19 protein-coding genes and 3 pseudogenes are annotated in these 19,225 nt (G+C 38.4%); 12 read left to right on the forward strand and 10 right to left on the reverse strand.

All coding sequences use genetic code 11. The annotated features are described in order from the left end of the window. The first annotated feature begins 47 nt into the window (after positions 1-47). A complete protein-coding gene (gene fni, locus ANA_RS21765; RefSeq protein ID WP_015083580.1) occupies positions 48-1,103 on the forward strand; it encodes a type 2 isopentenyl-diphosphate Delta-isomerase in 1,056 nt (351 codons plus the stop codon). On the opposite strand, the gene ANA_RS25130 is transcribed toward fni, so the two are convergent. Next, on the reverse strand, positions 1,042-1,275 hold the full coding sequence (locus tag ANA_RS25130) for a hypothetical protein (RefSeq protein ID WP_235082088.1): 234 nt from the start codon (positions 1,273-1,275) through the stop codon (positions 1,042-1,044). The two genes, fni and ANA_RS25130, sit on opposite strands and share 62 nt — an antisense overlap. A gap of 113 nt (positions 1,276-1,388) precedes the next feature. On the opposite strand from ANA_RS25130, the gene sppA reads away from it, so the two are divergent. Next, positions 1,389-3,206: a signal peptide peptidase SppA gene (gene sppA / locus ANA_RS21770; RefSeq protein ID WP_015083581.1), complete on the forward strand. Its 1,818-nt coding sequence runs from the start codon at positions 1,389-1,391 to the stop codon at positions 3,204-3,206. Positions 3,207-3,478: 272 nt separating this feature from the next. Here the strand turns inward: sppA and ANA_RS21775 are convergent, their stop codons facing one another. Both ANA_RS21775 and ANA_RS21780 read right to left on the reverse strand, forming a co-directional pair. Next, positions 3,479-4,915 carry an FAD-binding domain-containing protein gene (locus tag ANA_RS21775; protein WP_015083582.1) on the reverse strand — a complete coding sequence of 479 codons (1,437 nt, stop codon included), beginning with the start codon at positions 4,913-4,915 and terminating at the stop codon, positions 3,479-3,481. A 130-nt stretch (positions 4,916-5,045) separates the two neighbouring features. Next, on the reverse strand, positions 5,046-6,317 hold the full coding sequence (locus ANA_RS21780) for a dihydroorotase (RefSeq protein ID WP_015083583.1): 1,272 nt from the start codon (positions 6,315-6,317) through the stop codon (positions 5,046-5,048). Between ANA_RS21780 and ANA_RS25135 the strand changes: the two genes are divergently transcribed. Beyond that, entirely contained in the window at positions 6,317-6,625 is a 309-nt protein-coding gene (locus tag ANA_RS25135; RefSeq protein WP_200863866.1) for a hypothetical protein, read from the forward strand. The two genes, ANA_RS21780 and ANA_RS25135, sit on opposite strands and share 1 nt — an antisense overlap. Before the next feature lie 17 nt (positions 6,626-6,642). On the opposite strand, the gene ANA_RS21790 is transcribed toward ANA_RS25135, so the two are convergent. Further along, complete coding sequence (locus tag ANA_RS21790) at positions 6,643-7,329, reverse strand: PHP domain-containing protein (protein WP_015083584.1); 687 nt, start codon at positions 7,327-7,329, stop codon at positions 6,643-6,645. A 241-nt stretch (positions 7,330-7,570) separates the two neighbouring features. Beyond that, entirely contained in the window at positions 7,571-8,596 is a 1,026-nt protein-coding gene (purM, locus tag ANA_RS21795; RefSeq protein WP_015083585.1) for a phosphoribosylformylglycinamidine cyclo-ligase, read from the reverse strand. 152 nt (positions 8,597-8,748) lie between these two features. On the opposite strand from purM, the gene ANA_RS21800 reads away from it, so the two are divergent. From ANA_RS21800 to dut, 3 genes are all read left to right on the forward strand, one after another. After that, positions 8,749-10,266: a thymidylate synthase gene (locus tag ANA_RS21800; RefSeq protein ID WP_015083586.1), complete on the forward strand. Its 1,518-nt coding sequence runs from the start codon at positions 8,749-8,751 to the stop codon at positions 10,264-10,266. A 65-nt stretch (positions 10,267-10,331) separates the two neighbouring features. Beyond that, a complete protein-coding gene (locus ANA_RS21805) occupies positions 10,332-11,141 on the forward strand; it encodes a dCTP deaminase domain-containing protein (protein WP_015083587.1) in 810 nt (269 codons plus the stop codon). A 38-nt stretch (positions 11,142-11,179) separates the two neighbouring features. Continuing rightward, entirely contained in the window at positions 11,180-11,620 is a 441-nt protein-coding gene (dut, locus tag ANA_RS21810) for a dUTP diphosphatase (RefSeq protein WP_015083588.1), read from the forward strand. A gap of 130 nt (positions 11,621-11,750) precedes the next feature. On the opposite strand, the gene ANA_RS21815 is transcribed toward dut, so the two are convergent. The 5 genes and pseudogenes from ANA_RS21815 to ANA_RS21830 form a co-directional block, all read right to left on the reverse strand. Further along, positions 11,751-12,143: a hypothetical protein gene (locus ANA_RS21815; protein WP_041458601.1), complete on the reverse strand. Its 393-nt coding sequence runs from the start codon at positions 12,141-12,143 to the stop codon at positions 11,751-11,753. A 68-nt stretch (positions 12,144-12,211) separates the two neighbouring features. After that, a pseudogene (gene dcd, locus ANA_RS28630) lies at positions 12,212-12,460 on the reverse strand (dCTP deaminase); the annotation flags it as partial. 12 nt (positions 12,461-12,472) lie between these two features. Then, a pseudogene (locus ANA_RS28635) lies at positions 12,473-12,517 on the reverse strand (hypothetical protein); the annotation flags it as partial. Next, positions 12,506-13,864, reverse strand: a pseudogene (locus tag ANA_RS25140) (LAGLIDADG family homing endonuclease); the annotation flags it as partial. The pseudogenes ANA_RS25140 and ANA_RS28635, both read right to left, overlap by 12 nt. Before the next feature lie 74 nt (positions 13,865-13,938). Next, positions 13,939-14,475: a P-loop NTPase family protein gene (locus ANA_RS21830; protein WP_015083590.1), complete on the reverse strand. Its 537-nt coding sequence runs from the start codon at positions 14,473-14,475 to the stop codon at positions 13,939-13,941. A 176-nt stretch (positions 14,476-14,651) separates the two neighbouring features. On the opposite strand from ANA_RS21830, the gene rph reads away from it, so the two are divergent. The 6 genes from rph (at position 14,652) to ANA_RS21860 (ending at position 19,142) form a co-directional block, all read left to right on the forward strand. Further along, entirely contained in the window at positions 14,652-15,389 is a 738-nt protein-coding gene (gene rph, locus ANA_RS21835; RefSeq protein WP_015083591.1) for a ribonuclease PH, read from the forward strand. A 55-nt stretch (positions 15,390-15,444) separates the two neighbouring features. Continuing rightward, positions 15,445-16,218 (forward strand): MlaE family lipid ABC transporter permease subunit, encoded by a 774-nt coding sequence (locus ANA_RS21840; protein WP_015083592.1) that lies wholly within the window; start codon positions 15,445-15,447, stop codon positions 16,216-16,218. A gap of 71 nt (positions 16,219-16,289) precedes the next feature. Further along, positions 16,290-16,652, forward strand: coding sequence for a type II toxin-antitoxin system RelE/ParE family toxin (locus ANA_RS21845; protein WP_015083593.1), 363 nt, complete (start codon positions 16,290-16,292; stop codon positions 16,650-16,652). A 5-nt stretch (positions 16,653-16,657) separates the two neighbouring features. Further along, positions 16,658-16,984: a helix-turn-helix domain-containing transcriptional regulator gene (locus ANA_RS21850; RefSeq protein WP_015083594.1), complete on the forward strand. Its 327-nt coding sequence runs from the start codon at positions 16,658-16,660 to the stop codon at positions 16,982-16,984. A gap of 316 nt (positions 16,985-17,300) precedes the next feature. Further along, positions 17,301-18,023 carry a 6-phosphogluconolactonase gene (pgl, locus tag ANA_RS21855; protein WP_015083595.1) on the forward strand — a complete coding sequence of 241 codons (723 nt, stop codon included), beginning with the start codon at positions 17,301-17,303 and terminating at the stop codon, positions 18,021-18,023. A 156-nt stretch (positions 18,024-18,179) separates the two neighbouring features. After that, positions 18,180-19,142 carry an FHA domain-containing protein gene (locus ANA_RS21860; RefSeq protein WP_015083596.1) on the forward strand — a complete coding sequence of 321 codons (963 nt, stop codon included), beginning with the start codon at positions 18,180-18,182 and terminating at the stop codon, positions 19,140-19,142. The last annotated feature ends 83 nt before the right edge of the window (positions 19,143-19,225 follow it).

Genomic DNA, 19,225 nt, shown 5'->3' on the forward strand with positions numbered 1-19,225 from the left:
AGGGCTTAATGCAAAATATAAATATTCACATAACTCCATATTAAGCCGTGAACCCTCCTATTAACACCTCAGCCCAAACCCAAAATCGCAAAGCAGATCATATCCGCATCTGTTTAGAAGATAATGTCCAATCTCCAGTAATTACCACTGGGTTAGAAAAATATCGCTTTACCCATACTTGTTTACCAGAAATTGATGGTAAAGATATTGATGTGAGTACGACATTTTTGGGAAAACATCTCCATGCACCTTTGTTAATTTCCTCCATGACGGGAGGTACAGAACCAGCGGGAATTATTAACCGTCGTCTGGCCGAAGTTGCCCAAGAATACAAATTAGCAATGGGTGTAGGATCTGTAAGAGTGGCAGTGGAAAAACCCCAAGTTGCAAATACCTTTGCTGTTCGTAAATATGCGCCGGATATTCTCCTCTTTGCTAATTTAGGCGCGGTACAGCTTAATTATGATTATGGTATTGATGAATGTTTGCGAATTATTGATCTGGTGGAAGCCGATGCTTTGATTTTACATATTAACCCTTTGCAGGAATTCATTCAACCCAGGGGTGATACTAACTTTCATGGATTACTTGACAAAATATCTAACTTGTGCAACAACTTACCAGTTCCCGTAATTGCCAAAGAAGTAGGTAATGGAATTTCTGCAACTATGGCAGAAAAATTGATAGCTGTGGGAGTGCAAGCTATTGATGTGGCTGGTGCTGGTGGTACGTCTTGGGCAATGGTTGAAAGTGAACGGGCAGAAACTGTCTTACAGCGGCGTTTGGGGCAAACATTTGGGGACTGGGGGATACCCACAGCCGATTGTATTGCCAGTATTCGGGAGCATGATCCCAATGTTCCCTTAATTGCATCTGGGGGCTTACGCAATGGTTTAGATGTGGCTAAAGCGATCGCTTTAGGGGCTGATATTGCTGGTTTAGCAATGCCCTTTCTCAAAGCAGCAGCAGTATCGGAAGCGGCTGTAGTAGAATTGACAGAGGTATTAATTGCCGAAATCACCACTGTCTTATTTTGCACTGCTAACACCAATCTGTATAAATTAAAGCAATCTCAAAATTTACAGTTAATAATTGACAACTAACAACTGACAACTGTACGGGCGAAGCATTTGGAGAACTATTTTTGGCAATGATCGATAATTTATCTTCCAAATGCTTCGCCCCTACTAACAACTGTACGGGCGAAGCATTTGGAGAACTATTTTTGGCAATGAGCGATAATTTATCTTCCAAATGCTTCGCCCCTACTAACAACGAACAACTTTACGGGCGAAGCATTTAGAGAACTATTTTTGGCAATGAGCGATAATTTATCTTCCAAATGCTTCGCCCCTACTAACAACGAACAACTGACTTATAAATAACCAATGAATAATTTTCTTAAACAAACCTTAGCAAGTTTAATTGGCAGTTTACTAGGACTGACAATTTTCTCTGGAGTCAGTACAGTGGGATTCTTATTAATATTAATTGCGGTTGCTAGTTCTCAAAGTTCAACCCCAACAGTGAAAGATAAGTCAGTTTTAGTTTTCGACTTGTCTATGAATATCACCGATAGTGAACCTAATTCCAGTCAATTATTGCAAAAAACTTTTAGCGGTGTTGAAGAAAATAACATCACATTGCGGAAAGTTGTGGAAACATTAGATAAAGCCGGACGTGATCAAAATATTGTGGGTATTTATATAGATGGAACTAATGCTAATAGTGCAGTTGGTTATGCTTCCTTGAAAGAAATCCGTCAAGCATTAGAAAAATTCCGTAAAACTGGTAAAAAAATAATTGCTTATAGTACAGATTGGAGTGAAAAAGAATATTATCTAAGTTCTGCAGCCAATCAAGTTATAGTTAATCCTATGGGAGCAATGGAAATCAACGGTTTAAGTTCACAACCAATGTTCTTAGCGGGGGCATTTGAAAAATACGGTGTTGGTGTGCAAATTGTGCGGGTGGGTAAATTTAAGGGTGCAGTAGAACCGTTAATCCTCAATAAACTCAGCCCAGAGAACCGGGAACAAACGCAGAAATTGTTAGATGATGTGTGGGGAGAGTGGCGGAAATCTGTGGGTACAAGTAGAAACATTCTACCCCAAAAATTGCAAGCGATCGCTAATAGTCAACCAATTTTAGAAGCCACAGCAGCTAAATCTAATGGTTTAGTAGATACAATTGCTTATGAAGATCAAGTATTCACTGGCTTAAAAAAATTAACTGGTAACAGTGAAAAAGATAAAACATTCACAAAAATCAGCTTGAGTAATTATGCAGAAGTTCCTGGAAAATCCTTAGATTCAGATCATAAAATTGCCATTGTTTATGCAGAAGGAGAAATAGTCAACGGTAGCGGTGACGAAGGACAAATTGGCGGTGATAACTTTGCAAAAGTATTCTCAAAAATTAGGCAAAATAATCAAATAAAAGCAGTAGTTTTAAGAATTAATAGCCCTGGTGGTAGTGCTACCGCAGCCGAAATCATGCAGCGAGAAATCAAATTAACTCGTCAAATTAAACCCGTCATCGTTTCCATGGGAGATGTGGCTGCTTCCGGTGGTTATTGGATTGCTAGTGATTCCAACCGCATTTTTGCCCAAGCTAACACAATTACAGGTTCTATTGGTGTTTTTGGCGTATTATTTAATGGTCAAAAATTGGGCAATAATAATGGCATAACTTGGGATACAGTTAAAACGGCTCAATATGCAGATCAACAAACCATTTCCCGTCCTAAATCACCTCAAGAATTAGCAGTTTATCAACGCAGTGTTAACCGCATTTATAACCTATTCTTGGAGAAAGTTTCCCAAGGACGGAAAATCCCAACTGCAAAAGTAGCAGAAATCGCCCAAGGAAGAGTTTGGTCAGGAACAGCAGCCAAACAAATCGGTCTAGTTGATGAAATTGGTGGTTTAAATGTAGCCATTGAATATGCAGCTAAACAAGCAAAATTAGGAACTGATTGGGAAATACAAGAATATCCCAGAGTTAGTACATTTCCAGAACGCTTATTTGGTAAAAAATTAGATGAAACAAAAGCCAAACTAGGAATAGAAAAAACCCAAACTAAAAATTCCAACCCACTCATAAATGAATTGGGAAAATTACAACAGGAAATAAAAACTTTACAAACAATGAATGATCCTCAAGGGATTTATACTCGTTTACCCGTTAACTTCAAAATTGAATAGGGAATAATTATTAATCCAACTCCTCCTAGTAGTCTATCAATCCAAAAATGACGAATGAAGGCAAGCAGGGTGAGCAGGGGAGGAATAGAACCATTAACCGTTAAAATGTCTTTGACAGACTAAGTAGGTGAACACAATAAAACCAAACTGTGTAAAGAAACGTAAAATCGCTGAAAACTTCTTTACTCTTTACTCTTTACTCTTGCCTCTTGCCTCTTGCCTCTTGCCTTGCTATAACGACAATTTTCAACGCCAACCTACTTACTTGTTAATTAACTAATAGCTTTTTGTTGCTGATATAACTGCTTAAATAAAGCTTGCTGTTGTTTATGATCAACAATTGGTTGCGGATAATTTGTTCCATAATAATCTAACGGGGGAATTTTCCCAGTTACCAAATATTCTGGATCTACATAACGCAATTCTGGTATCCATTGCCGAATATACTCTGCTTCTGCATCAAATTTTTGGGTTTGACTAGCTGGATTAAAAATGCGTAATGGTTGGGGGTCCATACCACTAGAAGCACTCCATTGCCAACCACCATTATTAGCAGATAAATCACCATCAATGAGTTTCTGCATAAAATATTTTTCTCCCCATTGGGGATTAATAATTAAATCTTTAGTCAAGAAACTGGCAACAATCATTCTACATCTATTGTGCATCCAGCCTGTTTCATTTAATTGCCGCATAGCCGCGTCAACTATAGGATAACCTGTTTTGCCCTCACACCAAGCCTGAAAATATGTTTCATTATTTTGCCAAGGGAAGGTTTTAAAAGTATCCCTATATGCACCGTTAGCTAAGGCTGGAAAATGGTACATAGCGTGTTGAAAAAATTCCCGCCATGCTAATTCTTTTTGCCATGTTTGGATACTGGCATTTACTTCTTCACTATTACTATTTGCTAAGGCTTCTATAGTAGTTTGCCAAATAGTTCTAATACCAATGATACCAAACTTCAAAGCGGCACTTAATTGAGATGTACCATGAATTGCGGGAAAATTCCGCTGTTCTTGATATCCATTAATAGCAGATTTTGCAAAATTATCTAATTTTTCTTGTGCTGCCAATTCTCCGGGAGAAATTATTAATTCTGCATCCCAAATAAAACCTAAATCTTCAGCAGCAGGTAAATTAATTGTTCCCTCTTGTTGAGCAATTTCTTCTTCTTTAGCTGTTAAATTCTCTAGATTTGCTAAAGTTTTAACAGGTTTAGCTTTAGATTTAGTAATCCAATTTTTCCAGAAAGGAGTATAAACAGTATAGGGAGTTTTTGTACCGCTAAAAATTTCCGTTGGAGAGTGCAATAATTGATCCCAATTATAGTTAAGAAATTCAATTCCTTCAACTTTCAAAGCCTCACTTACTGCTAAATCTCTTATTTGGGAATAAGGTTCAACATCCCAATTCCAAAATACAGCTTTAGCTGTTAATGCTGCTGCTAATTTGGGAATTGCAATAACAGGATCATTTTGTAAAATTAATAATTGACTACCCGCTTGCTGATATCTTTCCTGAAGAGATTGCAAACAGCCAATCATATATTTTACCCTAACGGGGGCAATATCATCACCTTCGAGAATTTGGGGATCTAGACAAAATACACCCACAATCTTCGCACTTCTTGCTCTAGCCGCAGCTAGTCCCGTATGATCAGAAATGCGTAAATCTCGACGATGCCAAAACAAAATTAGATCAGACATGGAATATTAATATAGTTCTGATATACTAAATAAGATTATACCAACTTTATGTAAAGCTGCACAGAATAATCATCATTCATATTTATCTGTGTTTATCCGCGTTCATCTGCGTTCAAATAATCTTAAAATCTTACAATTTAGTATTACACCAAACTTGCACAACCCGACCTGTAAGTTCTTGACCAAACCAAGGAGTATTATAAGCAAGTGTCTGAAGATTTGCCTTATTTACATTCCAAATTTGCAGAGGATTAAATAAAGTCAACTCGGCTTTTTCACCAGGTTGAATAGCTTTAACTTCTTGTTGTAAACAAGCCGCAGGTTGATGACTCAAAACGCGCCATAATTCCAAAGCTGTAAATTCCCCAGTCGCTACGAGATTTTGCCAAAGTAGGGGTAATGCTAATTCTAAACCAATTGCCCCCGGCGGTGATTCGGCAAAGGCTTGAACTTTCTCCTCATAAGTATAAGGTGCGTGATCAATAGCGATCGCATCTATTACCCCTGTTCTTACCGCTTCCCGCAAGCATAGCATATCTTGGTGATTTCCCAAGGGCGGATCTAAATGCAAAGATGTGTGATAACTTCTAATAGCTGTTGTATCTAGTAAAACGTGCATCCATGTGGTACTAGCGGTAACAGGCACACCCTGAGCTTTAGCTTGAGCAATTAATTCGACACTGCGAGCAGTGGAAACACGCATAATGTGGACTGGTGTACCAATATCCGCAACTAATTCTAATAATGCGGCAATAGCCGTTGTTTCCGCACTGGCTGGAATCGGGGGTAAACCTATTCGCAAGGCTTCCGCACCTTCTCGCATCCTACCATTAGCGGCTAAATGGCGATCGCATGGCCAAAAAGCCACCGGTTTGCCAAAGGGTTGCAGATACTCCAAAACCCGTCTGACTATCCCCAAATTGTCCCAAGGTTTAGCATCAGTAAAACCCACAACCCCTGCTGCGGCTAAATCTGCTACCTCTGTTAATTGTTTACCTGCTAAATCTAAGGTAATTGCCCCCCAGATGTGCAAATGAGGACAAGGTTTTTCCCGATCTCTCTGTTGCTGTAAATGTGCCACTAAAGCGGGTTTATCAATAGATGGTGATGTATCTGGTAAAACACCAATTCTAGTAAAACCACCCGCTGCGGCAGCTTGTAATAAAGAACTTAAAGTTTCTCGTTCTTCAAATCCAGGTTCGCCTGAATGACTATATAAATCAACTAATCCAGCCCCAAGAATTAAGCCTTGACAATCACGAATAGAAGTATCAGCACTAAAATCTGTAATTTGTGGGGCTATCTCTTGAATATAACCATCAATAATTAATACATCTGTTACTGTGTCAGTTTTCTGCACAGGATCAATTACTCTTACTTGTTTTAATAGTTCTTTAGTCATTGGTCATTGGTCATTGGTCATTGGTCATTGGTCATTGGTCATTGGTCATTGGTCATTGGTCATTGGTCATTGGTCATTGGTCATTGGTCATTGGTCATTGGTCATTGGTCATGGGTCATTGGTCATTGGTCATTGGTCATTGGTCATTGGTCATTGGTCATTGGTCATGGGAAAAATTCTTTTTCACTCCCCCTACTCCCCCTACTCCCCTACTCCCCTACTCCCCTACTCCCCCTACTCCCCCTACTCCCCCTACTCCCCCTACTCCCCTACTCCTACTTCCCCTGGTTAGTAAACCAGGAGTTTAAAAGAGGTAAATACAGATTTACAACCTATGCAGCAAATTCAAGCCGTGCGAATCAGTACCACAGGTGCTAAATAAATCAAATTTTTCCGCTAATTGTTGAACTTCCTCAGTTTCCACCACACTAGGTTTCCAGGGTTTAGGGTTATTGTAAGCGTAGAAAGTCTCAACACCATCAATACCATCACCCGCAGCCGCAGGAATGAGGTCAAAATGCGATCGCCTATACCGGGCTGGGTGAGCAAGTACCGCTAGTCCTCCCGCTTCGTGAATAGCTGTAATCACGTTAACTGCTTGATAAGCCTTGCCGACACTAGGAATTTTTTGTAAGTATGGCTTCATACTGGGATGTTCTGACTCAAAAGCATAAGCCAGAATGTGAACTTCATTATCCAGCAGATTGGCATTAATTTCTGCACCACTCCACAAATATGGAACATGAGCATCAGAATTACTCCACTTCCAATCTTCCAACCAAGCCAGGGCTGCTTGGTAGCCACTGATACTGTGATGATCAGTGATAGCTAGACCTTTTAAGCCAATTGCGATCGCTTGACTCATCAAATCACCCGGTTCTAGTTTGCCATCCGAGTGAACCGTGTGCATATGAAAATTAAATAACTGGGGACAACTTTGTGCATCAATGCGTTGGAATACTTGCTTTAGTAGTTCCTTAGAAACAGTAGTCCGGGCAAAATTTATAACCATAACCCCTCTACACGAAAATTACATTTTTCTCAAAACACCAACACGCCACACTTATAAATGAGATATAACCAATACCACTAACCAGTAAATACAGATACTTCCTCAACTGCACCAATTGATTTTTGCAATATGTTAAGACTACGTTAGCAAATATTAACGCTGATGGCGATGAGTATTTTTAATTACTTCCATCAAGAAAATATGAATTTTGCGTATAGGTTCTATCTGTTTACCACCATTGTTACAACAAACCGACTAATTCACCTGCTCCAGTGACAACTTCACCAATTATATTAGCGGAGATATCCTGAGATTGAAAATGAGTAATTACCTGTTCTGCTTGCTGGGGTGGAACTAATAACACAAAGCCAATACCCATATTAAATGTATTATACATAGCCTCAGCACCCACAGAACCAGCCGCAGCTAACCAATGGAAGACAGGAGGAATAGTCCAACTATCGGGGATCATTTTAATCCCTTGACCCTTACTTAAACATCTTGGTAAATTTTCTGGTAAACCGCCACCAGTAATGTGAGCCATGCCATGAATTTCTAAATCTGATTGCAACGCAGCTAAAACAGATTTTACATAAATGCGTGTAGGCGTGAGACAAGTTTCCCCAATAGATACACCATTTAATAAATCTGGGGTATCAGTCCAAGCAAAACCACCATCACTGACAATTTTCCTGACTAAACTCAACCCATTACTATGGATACCTGAACTAGCTAAACCGATAGCTACGTCACCCACCTGCACCTGAGAACCATCTAGCATTCGGCTCTTTTCCACAATTCCCACGCAAAAACCCGCTAAATCGTATTCACCAACTTGGTAAAAACCGGGCATTTCCGCCGTTTCTCCCCCCAATAAAGCCGAACCAGCTAATTTACAACCGGTAGCGATTCCTGCAACAACCTGAGTTAATTGTTCCTTATCTAACTTACCTGTAGCCACATAATCTAGAAAAAACAGCGGTTCTGCACCCGATGTCAACACATCATTAACGCACATCCCCACCAAATCTATGCCCACAGTATCATGACGATTGAGAATTTGAGCTATTTTCAGCTTTGTCCCCACACCATCTGTCCCCGAAACCAAAACCGGTTCTTTGTAACCTGTGGGGAGTTGAAAGCAACCACCAAAGCCACCCAGTCCCCCCAAAACCTCTTTTCTAAAGGTGCTGTGAACCAAATTGCGAATTTGATCTACAAAAGCTCTACCCGCTTCAACGTCAACGCCTGCATCCCGATAATCCATGCCTAATTACACCGTTATCAATTCATAATTTAGGTTATTATTATCACACAAATTATGTACTCAAGACTTTTTTTGATAATTTGTGATTAATCCCGATCAATCATTGTATCCTAAATAATCAAAGATTGCTATCTAAAAATTTGGTAAATCAAGTGAGTAGCCAACTAACCCAATTTTATTACACAGCCCAGCACAAACCAAACCAATTGATTTATGGTAGCGGTCAAACCGCAGTAATTACAGGGTGGATGGTGAAGCAAGCTGTAGCTAAACATCTACAATCAAACGAATATGCTGTAATTGGACAGTTATACTCACCTACCAGGGGTATCAACTTACTAATTCGCAATTTGTTACTAAATCCCCACGTTCACTATTTAGTTATTCTCAACGCTACCAAAGAAGATAAAAACGCTGGTGCTTGTCAATGTTTAGGCGATTTTTTCCGTCATGGTGTGGAAGAAAATATTAGTGATGCGGGGCGAAAATCTTGGGTAATTCGTTCTCAAATTCCTGGTTATATTGATATTGATATTGATATCAATGCCTTGGAAAAATTACGCCATTCCGTAGAAATTCAAGACGCTATATCAATTTCTGATGCTGTCGAGAAAATTCAATATTACGCCCAAAAAGAAATAGTAGCACCTTGGGGAACACCCTTACAATTCGCCATGAATGTAGTTGAATCAAATGTTTTTCCAGGAACACGATATGGACATAGAATTGAGGGGAAAACCATTGCTGAAACTTGGGTAAAAATCATCCACAGAATTAAAACAACGGGGACAATTAGACCAACTGGTTATGATGGAAAATGGCAAGAATTGATAGATTTAATGGCAGTTGTTACGGAAGAACCTGATGATTTTTATTTTCCTGAACCTAATTATTTACCAATAGATAGAAGTTTTTTAGAAGAATATATTTCGCAAATATTAGATGATGCACCCAATCGAGAAGGAGTAAAATACACCTATGGACAACGTTTACGTTCTTGGTTTGGACGAGATCAAATTGAAAAGGTAATTGACAAACTAGCCAATGATATTGATTCCGCTAGGGCTGTAATGTCTTTATGGGATGCTAGTCAAGATGACAATGATAATCCACCTTGTCTTAATCATATTTGGGTGAGAATAGTTGATAATGAACTATCTTTAACTGCAACTTTTAGAAGTAATGATATGTTTTCAGCTTGGCCAGCAAATGCAATGGGATTAAGGGCTTTACAAAAATATATTTATGATTCTTTAATTAATAAAACCGATCATATATTAAAAATGGGGGCATTAATTACCATGAGTCAAAGCGCCCATATTTATGATGATTGTTTTGAAAATGTCGCCAACGTAATTTCATCTCAATATAGTAAAATTGCTCAAAGAAAAGACTATTTTGATCCTGCGGGTAGTTTTATTATTACTATTCAGGATGGTAGTATTATTGTTGAACATACAACTCCTGGATCTGGAGAAGTAGTTAATTGTTATTGTGGTAAATCTGCACATAAACTTTCCCAGCAAATATTTACAGATTGTCCTGGTCTACAAGTATCTCATGCAATGTATTTAGGTGTGGAATTACAAAAAGCGGAAATGGCTTTGTTAATGAAAGAACAGTTTATTTATGAACAAGATAAATTCTTAGGAAAATTAAAGTTGCAGTAAATTATCAATACTGATACAATTTCTTTTACAAACAGTTCATTAAACTACTTAACAATAAAAGTATTATGAGTGCATTAAGTGATCGGGATATCAAACGAGAATTAGGTAAGGATATCTTAATATATCCTTTCAATGAAGATAATCTTAAAGGAGCAAGTTATAACCTAACAGCAAGTAAACTTGCATGGAAAGTTCAAGACGGAAAGAGTGCTTATGATAGTTCAATAAACAAAATTATTATTCCTGCAAACTCTACAGTTTTAATTCAAACTAATGAAGCTATTTGGGTTTCAAAAAAAATTGCTGGAACTTATCATTCTAAAGTTTCTTGGGTTTCTCAAGGAATGGGACATATTGGTACAACTCTAGATCCAGATTATAAAGGAGTTTCTTTGATTGCGGTTCATAATCACAATAACAAACCGATAGAACTAGACCCAGAGAAAGATACTTTTGTATCTCTCATGTTCTATTATCTTAAAACCAAATCGTCTATTCCACATACTAATGATCCTGGTAGACCAGACATACTAAAACTGCTCAGACAAGTTCAGCTTACTTCAGACGAAAGTCGTTGGTTGGAGGAATCTTTTAGAAAGGATACAGAACGGTTAAGAAAAAAGCTCAAAGAATCTGATAATTTCAAAATCTTTAAGAAAGATTGGCTGGATAACTTACGATATTTATTGCCATACATAATTTTAATATTACTTAGTATTTTAAGTTTATGTTTTTATCTTTATCTGGATGCCAATAGCACAGTTCTATCACAAAAACATTGGTATAATACAGTCAGTTCTTTCGCTGATAGAACAACATATGTAATGTTTGGTGCGTTAATTGCACTAATTACAAGTGATCTGCGTAGAAGTTAGAATATAATATAAAGAATCATATTTTGAGCTAGAACAAGATGACACTGAAAATACAAAAGTTAACCAATTTAGCTACAACTCCTAGATATGAACATCCAAATGATGCAGGATTAGACTTAATATCAATTGATGAATTAGAACTTCCTGCTGGAGAAAGCAAATTAATTCACACAGGTATATCAATAGAACTACCCCCAGGAACCGAAGCTCAAATTCGTCCTAGAAGTGGTTTAGCTCTTAAGCACCAAATTACAGTTTTGAATACTCCAGGTACGATAGATGAAGGTTATAGAGGAGAAATAGGTGTAATTTTAATAAATCATGGAAAAAAACCTTTTAAAATATCAAAAGGAATGAAAATTGCTCAGATGGTTATTGCACCAGTAATTCGTGTTGAAATTGAAGAAGTTGATAACTTAAGTGATACATCTAGAGGAACTGGTGGTTTTGGTTCAACGGGAATTACTGCAAATAAGTAGGTCAGATGAAAGACATTAATGCAAGTGACAAAAAATTAAAAATAAGAAGGTTAGGGAAATTAAAAAATTCAGTTGCGTAATTGCCTCTTTACTCAATTTGTAATTAGTTATTTGTGCTGATTTCTAACTCTCAAAGAGATTGCAAATATTCTAACAATAACAACCGCAAATAATCCAACATCCTAATATAATTTTTTATTTGTTCATACTTGCCATTATTGCTAAAGTAAAATTTATCAATTGGGGAAACACTAAAAACTCGCATTGTTTGTAATTGAGAAATTACCTGCTCTTTATTAACTATTTGACCTTTAGCTGCAATTTGACTAGCATAACCTCTTAAATTTACTGTTAAAAGTTCAATTTCTTCTAATAGTGAAAACTCTTCATCATCTGGGGGAAACTGAGTAACAATTTCCTTCCTTTCGCTGCGTGTGTTTTGATAGATATTAGTCAATTGTGACAATAATTGACTAATGTTTCTCTTTGTCACTTCTTGCTGATCTAAAACGGCTTCAGTCATCATTAACTATCAGAACATAATTTCAAGATATCGTGTTGAGAATAAAATTATTTTTCCAAAGTATTTGACTATACGCGAGCTATTGTAACAACTTCTAACTGATCTTGATATTTACCTCTACGAGTTTCATAACTAACAGCACAGGGTTCACCCTCTAAAAACAGTAATTGTACTACACCCTCATTAGCATAAATCCGACAGTCAGCACTGGAAGAATTAGAAAATTCTAACGTTAAATGACCACGCCAAGCCGCTTCAGCAGGTGTCAGATTGGCAATAATACCACAACGAGCATAAGTAGAATTATGCACAATTATGTCATTAGCAACAAAATTTTCTAAACCAGGGACAGAAATATCATAAACTTCTTCCATTCCTGCACATTCTATAGATTTAATTTCGTCCCAAAGTATATGATCATGAATTTGTGGTCTAGACTTTGTTGCTAAGAGAATAGAATACATTTTTTCTTCAAATCTTCTTTGTTTAATTGAATCTGGTAAAAAGCCTATTTGATTAAAGAATTTCAAAACCGCTTCAGATGATTGAAAAGCTAAAACATAAGCATTACGACCATTTGCTGGCTTTCTAACTCTAATTTGACTGGGAATACCAAACCTTAATAGTAAATGATGAACGTCACGAATCAGACGTTCACTAATAGAGCAATATTCAACAGCTAAAGTTGGTTTTGCTCTTGTAGATTCTCCCACTAAATAAACACTACCATCACCAGAAAATAAAGCACGGAGAAAAGCTGCTACTACTACTTTTGGTGCTGTAAATACTTGTTGAGGAACAAATTTTCCCCATGCTCCTACATTCAAACCATAAGATTGTAACCATAGATTAGCTCTATTATGAGTTACTACACCACCTCTACCAACTTGATTAACTAAACGATAACCAAAATCTTTACCTTTGTAAGTCACTTCTTGGTCAAGAACTGTTTTAACACAGCTTTTTAAAGTATTGACTAGCACTTCATCCTCAGATGTAAAGGTTGGACTATTACCAGGAGTATGACATTGACCTTCAGAAATCATTAAACCTAGTAATGTTGCTTCATCAATAGTTAAATCTCCATTGCCAAATATTGGTATAGATTTAGGAGTAGCTATTTTAACTCCTGAAGTTAATTCTTCTAAAGGTTTCCATCCTGTCTCTGTCAAAAAAGGATGATTTGAAGTAGCTTGAATAACCGCACCTTTTTTAGTTGTTACTTGATAGATTGGCTTTACTCCTTGTGGTATAACAGTCGTAGCAGCAGTTTTAATAATCCCCTTTTCTTCTCTATAACTTGCTGTTTGTCCACCTGCAAATTCCTTAATTGGTAAATATGCTCCTGTAGCTGCATCAACAATTTTTGTATCTCCTGTCAAACATTTACCGATACAAATTACTGTAATATTGGCTGGAACTTCGAGCTTTTCTAATGCCACGCCTAAACCATAGGAATGAGCAGGTAAGATAAAATAGCTACCACTTTCATCTGTATGTAATTGAGTAGACTCTAGATTTTGAGGATTAAAGTTTTTAGGATCAATCACAGTACCAGGAATGTGGCGAAAAATCCGAAATTCAGCGCCAGAAAGCCGGATATCATAGCCATAAGAAGATAAACCGTAGCTAATCACAGGTTTACAAGCTACAGATGAATCAGGTTGCAATTTACGAATTAAACTCGACTCAAAAGGCGAAATCATGCCTTTTTGAGCCATTTCGGTAATCCAGATGTCGTTTTTAATCACAAGTTCACAGATAATTTAACCAAGTTACTAGGATATCTTAATACTTAAGGTTGATGACTGCGACGAATTTCTGTAATTTGGTCTGCCACATCTAAAAGAGACGTTGGCATCTGAGAACCTGTGAGAATAATATCAACATGAGGAGGACGGTGAGCAAGAAACTCTAAAACCTCAGATTCAGGAATTAAACCGAAATTAACCGCTAAACTCAACTCATCTAATACCAGTAAAGAATACTTACCTTCATTAACTACCTTTTGGGTATGTTGCCAAAGTTGTTGCAAAGCCTGATTTTCGGCTGCGTCCAAATCGGAACTATCAATACAACGGGGCAAATCACAGCGAATCCAATCTAAATGTTGTCCCATTTGGGTAGGTCGTTCATGTCCTTGACGAATACCACCTTTGAGGAATTGGACTATTAATACTGGTGTACCTTGTCCAGCAATTCTCAGCGCTTGTGCCATGACGCTCGTAAAAAAGCTCCGCTGGGAACTAGTAAAAACTTGCAATAGTCCTTCTACGGAATATGGTAAGCTGAGAGTCGAATTTAGACCTGGGGTTTCTAGTTGGGCAACCATAAGGCAAAGTTTAAAAACTCACTATAAATTTAACGACTTACATTTAAAGGTAAATCTTTGCTGATAGCAAAACATATAGTTATCATACAGCAGTATTTATCAGTAAAACAGCCTTATTCCTGAGTCATCCTGGGGTAATCTAAAGGCTGTAGACAAAAATTCAAAAGGCAACTTCGATGACTTGGCAACGTCCTGACGGGAGAACCCCCTGTGAACTCCGTCCCCATAGTTTTTATCCTAATTTCACCCGCTTTGCACCTGGTTCTGTTTTAGCTAAATGTGGTGATACTCAAGTTCTGTGTACCGTCAGCGTTGCGGAAGGAGTACCTAGATTTTTAACTGGTAGTGGTAAGGGTTGGTTGACAGCTGAATATAGAATGTTGCCTTCTGCTACCCAGAAACGCCAGGAACGGGAATTAATGAAATTATCGGGCAGAACACAGGAAATTCAGCGTTTAATTGGGCGGAGTTTAAGGGCTGCCTTGGATTTTGAGGCCTTAGGAGAACGGACGCTAACTGTGGATGCAGATGTCTTACAAGCGGACGCAGGAACGAGGACAATGGCAATTACAGGGGGGTTTGTGGCTTTGGCTCATGCTATTTCTCAATTATTGCAGCAGGGAGTTTTAGAGCGATCGCCTTTATGTGGACAAATAGCAGCAGTTTCTGTAGGCTTGTTGGAGGGTGAACCATTTTTGGATCTTAACTATGTTGAAGATGTAGCCGCAGATGTGGATTTTAACGTAGTCATGAATCATAAAATGGGAATTATTGAAGTTCAGGGAACAGCCGAAGCAGGTAGTTTTAGCCGTGAACAATTAAATCAAATGCTAGATTTTTCCGAACAAGGTATCCAGCAATTATTAACTGCTCAAAGAAATGCAATTAGTGATTGGAATACTTTGTTTATCTAAGGTTAAGTTGTCATAATTCCCAAGTACCAAAATTCAATTAGTGGCCGTAAACTGCTTGCAACCAAAAAGAAATTTAGAACAATCTTGGATAATTCGCTGTTTGTCATCATTTCTGTTGTTCGGTCAAATTCTATTGCATTTCCTGCGCGGAAAAACCTACTATCGCAAAATATTAGAACATATGGTAACGGCAGGCCCGGCTTCTATTTCTCCAGTCTTGCTAGTTAACGGTTTTGCGGGGATGATTTTCACTATTCAAACCGCTAGGGAATTAGTGAGATTTGGGGCTGTAGATAGTGTTGGAGGTGCATTTGCTTTAGCATTTTGTCGAGAACTAGCGCCGATTCTTACTGCTAGTATTATCGCTGGACAAGTTGGTTCAGCTTTTGCTGCGGAATTAGGGGCAATGCGGGTGACGGAGCAGATTGACGCTTTATATATGCTCAGAACAGATCCGATTGATTATCTAGTTTTACCTAGAGTCATTGCTTGCTGTTTAATGATGCCTGTAATGATGATTTTTGCTGTAGTCACAGGTATAATTGGCGGGGCTTTTGCGGCTGCACAATTTTATCAAGTTGTTCCCGAAACATTTTTAGAATCGGTGAGAGCGTTTTTATTACCATCAGATATTTTTATTATTTTACTTAAAGGGTTAATTTTTGGGGCTATAGTTTCTGTTAATGGCTGTAATTGGGGACTGACAACTCAAGGAGGTGCAAAGGAAGTGGGAGAATCAGCCACAACAGCAGTTGTTACTACTTGGGTGGCAATTTTTATTATGGATTTTATCTTGGCTTTGCTACTGTTTGAAAAACCTATATTGTAATTTTAGGTTTATTTAGAATAATACTGCTTGACGCATGGTAACATATAAGTTACTATAAGACTGTCTCTGTTATGAAAGTTGAAGAATATCTTAAAGAAGATGGTTCCAGTCCTTATCAAGAATGGTTTGATGGATTGAATGCTCAAGCTGCTGCGAAGGTTACTGTTGCTAAGTTTCGTTTGGAGTTAGGTAATACATCAAATGTTAAATGGTTTGAGGGAATTGGTGAATATAAAATTGATTGGGGTCCAGGATATCGGATTTATCTGGCTCAGGATGGTAAGCAATTTATAGTATTATTTGGTGGAGGGACAAAGAAAAATCAGCAATCTGATATTAGTCGTGCTAAAGAATTGTACCAAGAGTACAAAAAGCGAAAAAAAGAACTTACGATAAATCAAGAGACTGACAACAAGAATAAAGAGAAAAGGTAGTTATTATGGCACTTACCAGAGATTTCACAGAAACTATTAACGCACGAGTGGAAAAAGATTCTCAGTTCACAATAGCTCTACTTGATGAAGCTATTTTTCTCTTCCTGAATGGTGAACCAGAAACAGCAAGATTGATTTTGAGAGATATTGTTAATGCAACGGTAGGTTTTGAACAATTGGCAATTGAAACGTCTAAACCTAGCAAGAGTTTACACCGGATGTTATCGGCAAAAGGTAATCCGACAATGGATAATCTGACTGCTATTTTGAATGTTTTGCGGAAAAAGCTGAATATTGATATCAATGTTCAAACGACAGTTATTTCTTCTTAAAGATTTTATTTATTGTTTTTGTCTAGTAACTTTTGAGAAAATATGAATAAGAAAACACAAAAAGAAACAGAACTAGCTCTATCTGTTGTGTTTATTTACCGATGTATCCTTTATTCTCTCAACAATCCCCTGCGGTGATGATCAGCGATTAGTACAACTGACTACTGACAACCAACCACAAATAATGATAAAGAAGGTTAAGGACGATAATTGATGGCTTAACTTGACGATATTAAAAGTTTCCAGAGTTAAACCGGAAAATTGTCAAAAGTTCGCTATGGTATTGCCAAGAAACAAGCTATGTAATGATAATGCCATGAACAAAACTGTTGAAGTCCACTCCAGTGTATCGGCACTCGTCCAACGGGCGCTAGAATTGATTCTGTCGAAAGTAGAAACTGCTATTAGCGAACGGGGGCAGTTTACAATTGCTTTATCAGGTGGCAGCACACCAAAACCGTTGTATGAAGCCATCGCTAATCAAAAGTTGCCTTGGGATAAAATTCATGTATTCTGGGGAGATGAGCGTTATGTTCTGGCAGATCACCCTGATAGCAATGAACTGATGGCGCGACGAGCATGGTTAGATCAGGTTGCTATTCCCCAGACTAATATTCATGCTATCCCCACTTTGTCGGCTAATCCAGAAGTGGATGCAGCTAAGTATAACCAGCATCTCCAAACATTTTTTAATTCTACATCGGGAGAGTTCCCGGCATTAGATGTAGTTTTACTGGGAATGGGTGATGATGCCCATACTGCATCTTTGTTTCCCCACACAAAAGCTCTCAAGGTGTGCGATCGCCTAATCACTGTTGGTAATAAAGATGATAATCTCCGCATCACCTTTACTTACCCATTTATTAACGCGGCTCGCAGTGTGATTTTTTTGGCTGCTGGTGCTAACAAAAGACCGGCTTTAGCCCAAATTTTCGCACCGGTGGCAGATGATTTCGTCTATCCATCTCGGCTAATTAAACCCCAGGGAGAACTTTACTGGTTGCTAGACGCAGCCGCTGGTTTGGAACTTCAACACTAACTATGATTCTTGAGATTTGGATGATTTAGATAATTAAGAATAATCACCAATGATCAACTTGTTCTCACTCTAAGTAATTGTTAGCATTAAACGCTAAAGTTACTTATGTGCTTGTCAGTAATATTTTTACAACGACCTTCACTAAGGCTTAAATCCATGATCGTCTGCCCTAATTGCAATCATCCCAACCCAGACGGCGCTGTTCAATGTGAAGCTTGTTATACGCCGTTACCAGCTACAGCTAGTTGTCCTAATTGTGGAGCAACTGTACAGTCAGATGCCGCTTTCTGTGGTCAGTGCGGTTACAATCTCCATTTTGGTGTTACTCCCGCAGTTACCCCAACTATTGCGATTAACCCTGTACAACCAGCTCCAGTGGTCGCTCCTGACCTGATGATGCAACTGTTACAGCCCGATGCTTTAGAAATTGCGCCCGCCGCCAATCCTCCTGTTAGCGCTATTCCCGCCCCTGCACCGGTGGCTGTAGTTCAGGAACAAGCTGTTTATGTTCCTTCTGTCACACCAGCACCAGAAGTTTATATTCCCCCTGTACTGACACCCGCACCTGTAGTTCAGGAACAAGCTGTTTATATTCCTTCTGTCCCTGCACCGGTAGCACCTGAACCAGAAATTTATATTCCGCCTGTGCTGACAGCCCCACCTGCGCCTGTAGCACCAGAACCGGAAGCTTATATTCCTCCTGCTTATGTACCTCAGATCGATCCCCTCACAGTTCCTGAAGTAGCCCCAGCCGCACCACAAGTAAAGGTGGCAAATACGCAATTGCAAAAGGTAGTAGCACGGTTATTCCATGTTCAAGCTAACCAAGAAATAGAATTACCACAAAATCTCTCGGTTGTGCATATTGGTAAGCCGAATGATCGTATTCCTCCAGATATAGATGTTTCTGGGTTCCCAAATTCGGAAATTGTTTCGCGGATTCACTCAGACATTCGGATTGAGGGAGATGCTTGTTATCTAGAAGATGCAGGTAGTTCCAATGGTACTTATGTCAATAACTTACCTCTGTTACCTGGAAACAGACATCGCCTCCGTCCAGGCGATCGCATCAGCTTGGGTAAAGGAGATTTAGTCACTTTCTTGTTTCAACTCTCTTAGGAATAGGGAATAGGGCATAAATATTCCCCCCTGCTCCTATCACCATAGCTGATTAACTCTTGTTGCTAGTTATCCCATAAACT

Source organism: Anabaena sp. 90, assembly GCF_000312705.1.
Taxonomy (GTDB): Bacteria; Cyanobacteriota; Cyanobacteriia; order Cyanobacteriales; family Nostocaceae; genus Dolichospermum; species Dolichospermum lemmermannii.